This window comes from Mesorhizobium sp. WSM1497, from assembly GCF_001672455.2.
GTDB classification, from domain to species: domain Bacteria; phylum Pseudomonadota; class Alphaproteobacteria; order Rhizobiales; family Rhizobiaceae; genus Mesorhizobium; species Mesorhizobium ciceri.
Genome location: NZ_CP021070.1, coordinates 5,239,599 through 5,251,314, shown reverse-complemented (window position 1 = coordinate 5,251,314; position 11,716 = coordinate 5,239,599). Strand labels below are relative to the sequence as shown.

Below are 11,716 nucleotides of genomic sequence, written 5' to 3'. Positions count from 1 at the left end.
AGATCAGACCGTGCAGGGATATGCTCAGCCGGGCAATGGCACCGTCAAACCAACCTTGACCCGGTCCATGGCAACGAACGTTCGGAACTTGCGGACATTGTTGCTGTCGAAGAACAGTTTTCGCGTCAGCGCCTCATAGGCGCCCATATCAGCCACGGTGATGACCAGGATGAAGTCGGCCTCGCCGGTGACGTAGTAGCATTGCTGGACTTCAGGGGTTGCCGAGAATTGCCGCTTGGCCGCGTCGATCAGCTCGGCGCGTTCGCTCTCGAGTTCCACCTCGACGAAGATGGTGATGGGTTGGCCGACCGCCGCCGGCTCGACGACCGCGACATTGCCGGCGATGACGCCGGTCTGCTCCATGCGCTTGATGCGGCGCTGCACCGCCGTCGCCGACAGGTTCACCGCCTCGCCGATCAGCCGCTGCGGCGTCGTGTTGTCACGCTGCAGGATGGCAAGGATGGCGAGATCGAAACTGTCGAGCGAGGGCGGCAATACAGGCAATGGCGATACCTCTGGCGAAACAAATTTGCATTTGGGAGGCCATATTACAGCGCTCTTTGCGCCCATCCTGCAATATATTCTCGCTCAATGCCAAGGAGGCCGCCAGTGTTCCTGCTCAACCGCAATACTCTGCATCGCCTGTCACTCGATCCCGCCGATGCCGAAACCCTTGGCGTGACCGGCGCTGACACGGTCGAGCGTTTTCTCAGCCATCGCGAGAATTACCTGATGACGCCGCTGCATGCGCTGCCGGCGCTCGCCAGCGAATTCGGACTTGGCGCCATCCATATCAAGGATGAGAGCTTTCGCCTCGGCCTCGGCAGCTTCAAGGCGCTGGGCGGTGCCTATGCCGTCTTCCGCCTGGTGCTGGAGGAGGCAGGCAGCCGGCTGGGCCGGCCCGTCGATATGGCCGATCTCGATCAGCCTGATGTGCGGGCCGTCACTGCTGCGATGACATTTGCCTGTGCGACCGACGGCAATCATGGCCGCTCCGTCGCGCAAGGCGCGCAACTCGTCGGCGCGCGGGCGGTGATCTTCGTCCACGCCGGCGTCAGCGAGGAGCGCATAGCGGCGATCGCCCGCTATGGTGCCGAGATGATCCGCGTCGACGGCAACTATGATGATTCGGTCAGGCAGGCCGCCCAGGTTTCGGCCGAGAAGGGCTGGACCGTCGTGTCCGACACCTCATGGCCGGGGTATGAACGGATTCCTGGCCTGGTCATGCAGGGCTATACGGCGATCGTGCGCGAGGCACTGCGTCAGCTCCCTCGGACACCAACCCACGTCTTCGTGCAGGCCGGTGTCGGTGGCATTGCCGCCGCGCTGGCCGGTCATCTGGCCATCGTGCTCGGTGACGCCAGGCCGACCTTCATCGTGGTCGAGCCGGCGCGTGCCGCTTGTGTTTTTGCGGCCGCCCAGGTCGGGCATCCGGTCAAGGTTGCGCATGGCCAGCCGACGGTGATGGCCATGCTTGAATGCTACGAGGCTTCGCCCGTCGCCTGGCGGGTGCTGGCGCGCGCCGCCGATGCCTTCATGACGGTGGATGAGGACGACGCCGTCGCGGTGATGCGGCGGCTGGCACGGCCGGCCGCCGGCGATCCGGTGATCGTCGCCGGCGAAAGCGGTGGCGTCGGCCTTGCTGGGCTGATCCGGGCGGTGGCCGACAACCGGGCCGAGCTTCAACTCGACGGCAAATCGCGTGTGCTGGTGATCAACACTGAGGGCGCCACCGATCCGCATCGCTATGCCGAACTGGTTGGCATGAGCCCGGCCAATGTGCTGGCCGGCAAGAGGACAGCCGAGGCAACGGCATGATCGCCATCGATGCGCAGCGCCTGCTCGGCCGCATCCGCGAACTCGGCGCTGTTGGCCGGGATGGCGAGGGCAGGCTGACCCGGCTGGCCGCCTCCGACACCGACAGGCAGGGCCGCGACCTCTTCGTCGGCTGGCTGCGGCAGGCCGGGCTCGATGTCGCCATCGACCGGGTCGGCAACATTTTCGGCATCTGGCAGAGCCCGGAAAATGCCGGGCAGGCGCCGCTGCTCATCGGCTCGCACATCGACACTGTCATCGATGCCGGCATTTATGACGGCTGTTACGGGGTGCTTGCCGGGCTGGAAGTGATCGAGACGCTGAAGGCGTCAGGCTTGTCGCCGTCGCGCCCGATCGCGGTCGCCGCTTTCACCAATGAGGAGGGCGTACGCTACACACCCGACATGATGGGCTCGCTGGTCCACGCCGGCGGCATCGATGCCGAAACGGTGCTGGCGGCCGTCGGCACCGATGGCAGCGTGCTGGGGCAGGAACTCGCCCGCATCGGCTATGCCGGTGACCGGGAGCCCGGCCTCCTCAAGCCGCACGCCTACCTCGAACTGCATATCGAACAGGGGCCGGTGCTGGAGCGTGAGGGCTTGCCGATCGGTGCGGTGGAGAATCTGCAGGGCATTTCCTGGCAGCGCATCACCATCGACGGCGTCGCCAACCATGCCGGCACCACGCCGATGTCGATGCGCAGCGATGCCGGCCACGCCGCCGCCCGGGTCATCACCTTCCTGCTCGACCGGACCAAAGCCTCGAACGCGCCGACCGTCGCCACCGTCGGCACGATCCGCTTCGAGCCGAATGCCATCAACGTCATTCCCTCGCGCGCGGTCTTCACCATCGATCTGCGCGACCCCGACGAACAGCGCCTGCAGGCGGCGGAGGCGGCGCTTGCCGCCTATCTCGGGCAGCTTGCCGCTGCCGAGAACGTGGTCATTTCGGTCGAGCAACTGGCCCGCTTCGAACCGGTGATCTTCGACCTGCGCATCGTCGAGCTGATCGAGGCCGCCGCGAAAGACCGTGGCCTCGGTGTCCGGCGCATGACATCAGGCGCCGGACACGACGCGCAGATGCTGGCGCGCATCGCACCGGCAGCGATGATCTTCGTGCCGAGCATTGGCGGCATCAGCCACAGTCCGCGCGAACACACCGAAGATGCCGAGCTTGTTGCCGGCGCCAACATCCTGCTTGATGTGGCCGCGCAACTGGCAAACTAGGTCAGAAGGGGCAAAGAAATGTCTGAACTCGATCGCGATGCGCTGAAGCAGGAAATGATTCTCTGGCGGCGCGATCTGCATGCGCATCCCGAATTCGGCTTCGAGGAGAAGCGTACCGCAGCCTTCGTCGCTGCCAAACTGCGTGAGTTCGGCCTCGATGACGTCAGCGAAGGCGTCGGCGGCACCGGTATCGTCGGCACGTTGACGCGCGGCAGCGGCAACCGGGCGATTGCGCTCAGGGCCGACATGGATGCGCTACGCATATCAGAGCAATCGGACGCATCCTACCGCTCCGGCAATCCCGGCATCATGCATGCCTGCGGCCATGACGGCCACACCACCATGCTGCTCGGCGCGGCAAAGCTGCTGGCCGGCGAGGGCGGTTTCGACGGCACCGTGCGCTTCATCTTCCAGCCGGCCGAGGAGTGGGGCAGGGGCGCACTCGCCATGCTCGACGATGGGCTCATGCAGCGCTTTCCCTTCGACGAGATATTTGGCCTGCACAACATGCCCGGCCTGCCGATCGGGCATTTCGAGACCCGCGCCGGCCCGGTCATGTCGGCCGAGGACAACTTCGAGATCGTGCTCAAAGGGCTCGGCGGCCATGCCGCGCGGCCACGCGGGAAACGAAACGCTGGTCGCCGCCTGCGCGCTGGTCACCAATCTGCAGACCATCGTCTCGCGCCGGCTGAGCCCGACCGACATATCGGTGGTTTCGGTGACCGAGCTGATCACCGACGGCACCCGCAACGCTCTGCCCGGTCTTGCCCGCATTCTGGGCGACGCGCGCAGCTTCCGCCCCGAGGTCAGCGCCGAGATCGAGCGGCAGATGCGCATCATCGCCGAGGGCATCGCCGTCGCCTACAATGTCACCGCTGAGGTCAAGTACAGCAGGGAGTTCGTGCCGCTGCGCAACGATGCCGAGCTGGTCGATGCCGCATTCGCCGCCGCCAGGGGCGTCTTCGAGCCTGGCAACATCGCTGTCGCCCGCGAGCCGATGACCGCTTCGGAGGATTTCGCCCGCTTCCTCGACCACGTGCCGGGCTGCTTCGTCTTCGTCGGCAATGGCGAGGGTTCGGCGCCGCTGCACAACTCCAGCTACGACTTCAACGATGACGGGCTGTTGTTCGGCACGAATTTCCATGTCGCCGTCGTCAGGCAAAGGCTCGAAGCCGGGAAATGATCGTGGGTTTGATTGCCACGCTCGCCACTGGCACAAACACCATCGCTACCGACAGCCAACTCCCGGGTCTATTGAACTCCTATTGATGGAGTTCGCGCGCCGATGACCAGGATTTCGCTGCTGGGAATCCCCCACGACGACAATTCGTCCTTCGCCAAGGGCGCAGCACTTGCGCCCGCTCATATCCGTCCCGAACTCTTCAGCGATGCCTACAGCATGTGGAGCGAAACCGGTTTCGACCTGACGGACAGGTTTGTCGATCATGGCGACATCGGTTTCGACGTCGTAACCGATCCATGGGATTTGATCGAAGGCGAGGTTGGACGCGTGCTGGAACTGGGCGATCCGCTGATCTGCCTCGGCGGCGACCATGCCATCTCCTGGCCAGTGCTGCGCGCGGTGCGCCGTCGCCACTCCAGCCTGACCATTCTGCACATCGACGCGCACCCCGACATCTATGATGCCTATCAGGGCAATCCGCGCTCCCACACCTCGCCCTTTGCCCGCATCATGGAAGAGCGGCTTGCCGACCGCCTCATCCAGGTCGGCTTGCGCACCGTCAATGACCATCATCGCGACCAGTTCGAGCGGTTCGGTGTCGAGGTGATCGAGGCAGCGCGGTTCAGCGATGATCTGCGGCTCGACCTCACGACGCCGGTCTATATCTCGATGGATCTCGACGGGCTCGATCCGGCTTTTGCGCCGGGGGTCTCGCATCGCGAACCCGGCGGCCTGACCACTCGTCAGGTCATCAATCTGATTCAGTCAGTCAACCAGCCGATCGTAGCCGCTGATATCGTTGAGTTAAATCCCACTCGCGACATCGCCAATTTGACCGCCGGCGTGGCGGCAAAACTCCTCAAGGAGATTGCCGGGATGATGGTCAAGACACGCGGGTGACGGGCGGCGAGGGTACATTTTTAACAAAGACAATCCCCCGATGACGCCGGGGCAAGACTCAGCTAGCCTTACCTGTGCGGCGGACCTCATTATCCGCTTGGCCGGCGCTTCGTTCCTCCTCCCAAGCGGCGCCGGCCTTCTTCCCCCAAAGCCTGTCTGGAACGCCACGGCGGCATGCGGCAGGACACGAACCCCGCAAACCGCAAAGTTCCGCCTCCCGTGCCCCGAGAATGCATCGGGAAAGCGCTGGCGAAACCCGTAGCCCACCCTCATCTCCGACTGCGCGCGTGGACGATTGGCAAGGGAACCAAATGCGGTTTACCCGGTTGGTTCTGCTCCAAAGGAGTGTTGCACCATGTTCCGTCTGCTCGTCGCCGGCGCCTTCGCCTATGTCACTTATCGTATCGCCAGGAAGATGGTCGAAAACGTGCCCGATACAGTCGACCCGCTGCTGTTGCCGCCGTCGAAGTACGATCGCGAGACCTTGCGGCGGCAGTCGGCCGACATGGGTGTCGATCCGCAACGCTAAAGACATGGATGTCGCGCTTCGGCCTGTCGAGCACGAGGCCAGCTTCGCATCGACGTTGCGAACAAAGCAGAAACGATGCTTGATGGGCGATGAACCTAGCCACCGCTGATTCGATCTTTCGGGACCCGACCGTCCAGCCTGCCTATCTCGCCCGGCTGAACGATGCCCAGCGCCAGGCCGTCGAGCACGGCGACGGCCAGATAGCCGGCCCGCTGCTGGTCATTGCCGGCGCGGGTTCGGGCAAGACCAACACGCTGGCCCACCGCGTCGCCCATTTGGTCGTCAAGGGGGCCGACCCGCGCCGCATCCTGCTGATGACGTTTTCGCGCCGCGCGGCGTCCGAAATGGCCAGGCGCGTCGAGCGCATCGCCGGCGAAGTGCTCGGCCGCGATGCCGCCGTCATCACCGATGCGCTGACCTGGGCGGGAACCTTTCACGGCATCGGCGCGCGGCTGCTGCGCGACTATGCGCTGGAGATCGGCCTCGACCCTGCCTTCACCATCCATGATCGCGAGGACTCCGCCGACCTGATGAACCTGGTCCGTCACGAACTTGGCTTCTCGAAGACGGAAGCGCGCTTTCCCACCAAGGGAACCTGCCTTGCCATCTATTCGCGCGCCGTCAACGCGCAGGCGCCGCTCAACGAGGTGTTGGGTTCCGCCTTTCCCTGGTGCGCCGGTTGGGCGGAGCAGCTGAAAGAATTGTTCGCCGGTTATGTCGAGGCCAAGCAGGCGCAAAACGTGCTCGATTACGACGATTTGCTGCTCTACTGGGCGCAGATGGCGGCGGAGCCCGAGATAGCAGCGCATCTGGGCGGGCGTTTCGACCATGTGCTGGTCGACGAATACCAGGACACCAACCGCTTGCAGGCTTCGATCCTGATGGCCCTGAAACCCGACGGCGCCGGGCTGACGGTGGTGGGCGACGATGCGCAATCGATCTATTCGTTCCGTGCCGCCGAGGTGCGCAACATCCTCGACTTTCCCAACCAGTTCGCGCAAGCCGCCGATGTCGTGATGCTGGAGCGCAATTACCGCTCAACCGAAACCATCCTGGCGGCCGCCAATGCGGTGATCGGCGAGGCCTCGGAGCGCTTCACCAAGAACCTGTGGTCGGAGCGCAAATCCAGCGACAAGCCAAAACTGGTGAGCGTGCGCGACGAGGTCGAGCAGGCCAATTTCGTCTGCGACACCATCCTGGCCGAACGTGAGGCCGGCACGGCGCTGAAATCCCAGGCGGTGCTGTTTCGCGCCTCGCATCATAGCGGGCCGCTGGAGATCGAGCTGACGCGGCGCAACATTCCCTTCGTCAAATTCGGCGGCTTGAAGTTTCTCGATGCCGCCCATGTCAAGGATGTGCTGGCGGTGCTGCGCTTTGCCGAGAACCCGCGCGACCGCGTCGCCGGTTTCCGCGTGCTGCAATTGATGCCGGGCATTGGCCCTTCGGCTGCCGCGCAGATCGTCGAGACCATGACGACGGCGCTGGACGAAGCGATGGGTCTGGCCGGCTGGCGCCCGCCGCAGCGTGCGGCGGATGACTGGCCGGGCTTCGTCTCGCTCTATTCCGGCCTGCGGACCGGCGCCAAATGGCCGGCCGATCTCGAACAGATCAGGCTGTGGTACGAGCCGCATCTGGAGCGCATCCACGAGGACGCGACGACGCGGCGCGCCGATCTTTTGCAGCTCGAGCAGATCGGCTCGGGCTATGCTTCGCGCGAACGCTTCCTCACCGAACTGACGCTTGACCCGCCGGACGCCACCAGCGACCAGGCCGGGCCGCCGCATCGCGACGAGGACTATCTGATCCTGTCGACCATCCATTCGGCCAAGGGCCAGGAATGGAAGAACGTCTTCGTGCTCAACACGGTCGACGGCTGCATCCCGGCCGATCTCGGCGTCGGCACCAAGGAGGACATCGAGGAGGAGCGCCGGCTGCTCTACGTGGCGATGACGCGGGCCAAGGACAATCTCAATCTGGTCATGCCGCAACGCTTCTTTCCGCACGGCCAGGCGGCACGCGGCGACCGCCATCTCTATGCCTCGCGCACCCGCTTCATCCCGGCTTCGATCCTCGCCGCGTTCCAGCAGATGTCATGGCCGGGCGCGCAGGCGGCACAGGGCAGGGCGGCCCGGCCGGAGGTGCGCGTCGACATCGGCGCGCGCATGCGCGGCATGTGGAAATAGTCTCAGGGGATAGCGCCATGCCCCAACCACCGATCAGGATAGCCATCGCGGGCGCTCTGGGCCGCATGGGCCGCCAGATGGCGGATGCCGTGCAGGGCGATGCGCGGCTGGCGCTCGCCGCCCGCTTTCACCGGCCGGGCATTGTCGGCGAAGGTCTGGTGAGCCGCGACGAGGCGCTTTCCATGGCCGAAATCGTGATCGATTTCACCACGCCGGCTGCCTCGGCCGACCTGGCCAGGGTTTGCGCCGAGCGCGGCGGGCCCGCCCTGGTCATTGGCTCGACGGGCTTCGATGCTGCTGAATTGGCTGTTATCGCCGACGCCGCGAAAACGATTGCCATCGTGCGTTCCGGCAGCTTTTCGCTCGGGCTCAACATGCTGGTCGGACTGGTCGAGCAGGCGGCGCGGGCACTCGATCCCGATGACTGGGACGTCGAGATTGTCGAGGCGCATCATCGCCACAAGGTCGATGCGCCATCGGGAACGGCGTTGATGCTGGGCCATGCCGCGGCCGGCGGACGCTGCATCGATCTGAAGACGGTCGCAAGGCGTGCACGCGATGGCGCCATTGGCGCGCGGCCTCCCGGTGAGATCGGCTTTGCGGTGCTGCGTGGCGGCAGCATCGTCGGAGAGCACAGCGTCAGCTTCTGCACCGAGGGCGAACTTGTCACCCTGTCGCATGCGGCCGGCGACCGCATCATGTTCGCCCGTGGTGCTATTGCCGCCGCGCTCTGGGTGGCGGGGCGCCAACCCGGCGAATACGACATGCGCGACGTTCTCGGTTTCGGCGCTCCGTGACCGGCAGCCACAACGGATTCCATTTCAACGGCCGTTAAAACGACTGAAAGCCAGCTGAAAGCTTGGGCGTGCCATGAAGTCATTACGGCGTTCGCCGTGTGACCGGTGCGGGAGCGGCCGGTAAGGAGGAATGCGGCGCAGCCGGGATGGCGCGCCGCCCAAGTGGAGGAAGTTTCGTGACCGGTTTCATCTCGAAGTGCGCCCTGCGCACAGCGGCGCTAACCCTTGCTATTGCAGCCACAAGCGCCACGGTGGCTTCGGCTGCCGACAAAATCACCATCATCGTCGGCGGCATGGAAAAGCAGATCTATCTGCCTGCCGTGCTCACCCAGCAGCTCGGCTACTTCAAGGACCAGGGGCTCGATGTCGAACTGCTCAACTCGCGCGCCGGGGTCGAGGCCGAAAATGAACTGCTGGCCGGTGCCGTCCAAGGCGTTGTCGGCTTCTACGATCACACCGTCGACCTGCAGTCGAAGGGCAAATACATCCAGTCGATCGTCCAGTTCAGCCAAGCGCCCGGTGAGGTCGAGCTGGTCTCCGCCAAGCACCCGGAGATCAAGTCGCCCGCCGATTTCAAGGGCGCCACGCTCGGCGTCACCGGTCTCGGCTCCTCGACCGATTTCCTGACCCAGTATCTTGCCGTGCGCAGCGGCCTGAAGCCCGGCGACTACACGCTGCTGCCGGTCGGCGCCGGCAACACCTTCATCGCCGCCGTCAAGCAGGACCAGATCCAGGCCGGCATGACCACCGAGCCGACCATCGCCAAACTGCTCAAGACCGGCGAGGCAAGCATCCTGGTCGACATGCGCACGCCCGAAAAGACCAAGGAAGCGCTGGGCGGCGACTATCCGGCGGCGTCCTTCTATGTCCAGTCCTCCTGGCTGGAAGGCCACAAGGATGAGGCACAGAAGCTCGCCAATGCCTTCGTCAAGACGATGAAATTCATCGCCACGCATTCGGCCGAAGAGATCGCCGACAAGATGCCGAAGGATTATTATGCCGGCAACCGGGACCTTTACGTGCAGGGGCTGGCCGGCGGCAAGGCGATGTTCACGCCGGATGGCCGCATGCCGGCCGATGGTCCGCCGACCGTGCTCAAGGTTCTCTCGACATTCTCGAAGAGCCTGCAAGGCAAGCAGATCGACCTGTCGAAGACCTACACGACCGAATTCGTCGACGCCGCCAAATAGCGGCGCCAGCCTACCACTCGTTGGGCTTGCGCCGGCTGCTTGAATCAAGAAGGCAGCGGCGCGGCCTCCCGAACACCTGGAGATCCGTGGCACTGCCGCGGGCTCCCTTGCCCCATTGCGACAGGAGTGCGCCATGCAAGTGCAACCCATGGCGGCCGAGAAGCTGTCTCAGGCCGCGCCACAAGCCGACGCCGCGATCGCCATCGATGATGTGACCTTGCGTTTCGTCACGCCCGACGGGCACATGATGACGGCGATCCGCGATTTCACGATGACCGTGGCGCGCGGCGAGTTCGCCTGCGTCGTCGGGCCGACCGGCTGCGGCAAGTCGACGACGCTCAACCTGGTCACCGGCCTGTTGCGGCCGACGACCGGCAATGTCCGCGTCATGGGCACGCCGGTCACCGATATCAGCCGGGACATCGGCTTTGTCTTCCAGGCGGATGCGCTGTTTCCCTGGCGCAGTGTCATCGACAATGTCGCCGCCGGTCCACTTTATCGCGGCACGCCAAAGGCGCAGGCCTACGACCGCGCCCGCGACTGGATCGCCCGCGTCGGCCTCGGCCGCTTCGAGAAGCACTATCCGCACCAGCTTTCGGGCGGCATGCGCAAGCGCGTCGCGCTGGCGCAGACCTTCATCAACCAGCCCAAGATCCTTTTGATGGACGAGCCGTTCAGCGCGCTCGACATGCAGACGCGCACCGCCATGCAGGACGAATTGCTGGATCTGTGGTCGGAGCAGAAATCCTCGGTTGTCTTCGTCACCCACGACCTAGAGGAGGCGGTGGCGCTGGCCGACAAGGTCTATGTGCTCACCGCTGGGCCGGGCACGGTCAAGAGCGTCTACCGCATCGACCTGCCGCGCCCGCGCGTCATGGCCGACATCCGCTACGACCCGAACTTCGTCGAGATCGCCAAGGTGATCTGGAACGATCTGCGCGAGGAAGTGCAGCTCGGCCAGAGCCGGACCTTGCAGACCGGACATTGAAAGGAGAAACAGCATGACCGCAATCTCTCCGACCGCCAACCAGGCCGCCGTCCGCGATGCTTCCATCGCCGTTGCCGAAGCCCGGGCGAGGGCAAGGCTGCGCCGCCGCCACGCGCTTGTCATCTCCTTGCGCCTGGCGATCCTGGTCGTCTTCCTTGGCCTGTGGGAACTCGGCGCCGACTACAACATCATCGACCCGTTCTTCTTCGCCAGCCCTTCTGGCATCTGGCAGCAGATCTGGTCGTGGATCACCGAAGGCACCTCGCAAGGCCCACTCTGGCTGCAGATCTACGTGACGCTGGAGGAAACCTTCCTCGGCTTTGTCATCGGTGCCCTTGGCGGCATCGCCGCCGGCATCATCCTCGGCCGCAATCGGCTGTTGGCGGATGTCTTTTCGATCTACATCAAGATCGCCAATTCGGTGCCGCGCGTCGTGCTCGGCTCGGTGTTCATCATCGCGCTCGGCCTCGGCATGGCGTCCAAGGTGGCGCTTGCCGTGGTGATGGTGTTTTTCGTTGTTTTCGCCAACGCCTTCCAGGGTGTGCGCGAGGCCGACAGGGCAATGATCGCCAATGCCCAGATCCTTGGCGCCTCGCCGTTCCAGATCACCCGCACCGTCATCATTCCTTCGGCGATGAGCTGGATCCTCGCCAGCCTGCATGTCAGCTTCGGCTTCGCGCTGGTCGGCGCGGTGGTCGGCGAGTTCCTCGGCGCCAAGCAAGGCATGGGCCTGCTGATCTCGACCGCGCAGGGCGCCTTCAACGCCAATGGCGTGTTCGCCGCGATGATCATCCTGGCTGTCATGGCGCTGGTGGTGGAGTTCATCATCACCCGCTTCGAGAACTATGTCGTGAAGTGGCGGCCGGCGCCGTTCAACGAGCAGGGAACGTGATCGGTCAGACCAG

At 64.6% G+C, this 11,716-nt stretch carries 10 protein-coding genes and 1 pseudogene; 10 read left to right on the top strand and 1 reads right to left on the bottom strand.

Going from position 1 to position 11,716, the window contains the following annotated elements:
* Positions 1 to 24: 24 nt before the first annotated feature.
* Positions 25 to 504 (bottom strand): Lrp/AsnC family transcriptional regulator, encoded by a 480-nt coding sequence (locus A9K65_RS25845; protein ID WP_064993153.1) that lies wholly within the window; start codon positions 502 to 504, stop codon positions 25 to 27.
* Positions 505 to 609: 105 nt separating this feature from the next.
* Between A9K65_RS25845 and A9K65_RS25840 the strand changes: the two genes are divergently transcribed.
* From A9K65_RS25840 to A9K65_RS25795, 10 genes and pseudogenes are all read left to right on the top strand, one after another.
* The gene (locus tag A9K65_RS25840) at positions 610 to 1,818 is read left to right on the top strand and encodes a diaminopropionate ammonia-lyase (protein WP_064993154.1); all 1,209 of its coding nucleotides are present in this window, start codon (positions 610 to 612) and stop codon (positions 1,816 to 1,818) included.
* Complete coding sequence (locus tag A9K65_RS25835) at positions 1,815 to 3,041, top strand: Zn-dependent hydrolase (protein WP_064993155.1); 1,227 nt, start codon at positions 1,815 to 1,817, stop codon at positions 3,039 to 3,041. The genes A9K65_RS25840 and A9K65_RS25835 overlap by 4 nt, the downstream gene beginning before the upstream one ends.
* An 18-nt stretch (positions 3,042 to 3,059) precedes the next feature.
* A pseudogene (locus tag A9K65_RS25830) lies at positions 3,060 to 4,224 on the top strand (M20 aminoacylase family protein).
* Positions 4,225 to 4,326: 102 nt separating this feature from the next.
* A complete protein-coding gene (locus A9K65_RS25825) occupies positions 4,327 to 5,124 on the top strand; it encodes an agmatinase family protein (RefSeq protein WP_064993156.1) in 798 nt (265 codons plus the stop codon).
* A gap of 355 nt (positions 5,125 to 5,479) precedes the next feature.
* Complete coding sequence (locus A9K65_RS25820) at positions 5,480 to 5,653, top strand: hypothetical protein (RefSeq protein WP_084015629.1); 174 nt, start codon at positions 5,480 to 5,482, stop codon at positions 5,651 to 5,653.
* A gap of 89 nt (positions 5,654 to 5,742) precedes the next feature.
* The gene (locus A9K65_RS25815) at positions 5,743 to 7,836 is read left to right on the top strand and encodes an ATP-dependent helicase (RefSeq protein ID WP_064993157.1); all 2,094 of its coding nucleotides are present in this window, start codon (positions 5,743 to 5,745) and stop codon (positions 7,834 to 7,836) included.
* 17 nt (positions 7,837 to 7,853) lie between these two features.
* Positions 7,854 to 8,633: a 4-hydroxy-tetrahydrodipicolinate reductase gene (gene dapB, locus A9K65_RS25810; RefSeq protein ID WP_064993158.1), complete on the top strand. Its 780-nt coding sequence runs from the start codon at positions 7,854 to 7,856 to the stop codon at positions 8,631 to 8,633.
* A gap of 176 nt (positions 8,634 to 8,809) precedes the next feature.
* Entirely contained in the window at positions 8,810 to 9,823 is a 1,014-nt protein-coding gene (locus A9K65_RS25805; RefSeq protein ID WP_027163344.1) for an ABC transporter substrate-binding protein, read from the top strand.
* Between the two features lie 133 nt (positions 9,824 to 9,956).
* The gene (locus tag A9K65_RS25800) at positions 9,957 to 10,811 is read left to right on the top strand and encodes an ABC transporter ATP-binding protein (RefSeq protein WP_013532455.1); all 855 of its coding nucleotides are present in this window, start codon (positions 9,957 to 9,959) and stop codon (positions 10,809 to 10,811) included.
* Positions 10,812 to 10,824: 13 nt separating this feature from the next.
* Positions 10,825 to 11,703, top strand: coding sequence for an ABC transporter permease (locus A9K65_RS25795; RefSeq protein WP_013532454.1), 879 nt, complete (start codon positions 10,825 to 10,827; stop codon positions 11,701 to 11,703).
* The last annotated feature ends 13 nt before the right edge of the window (positions 11,704 to 11,716 follow it).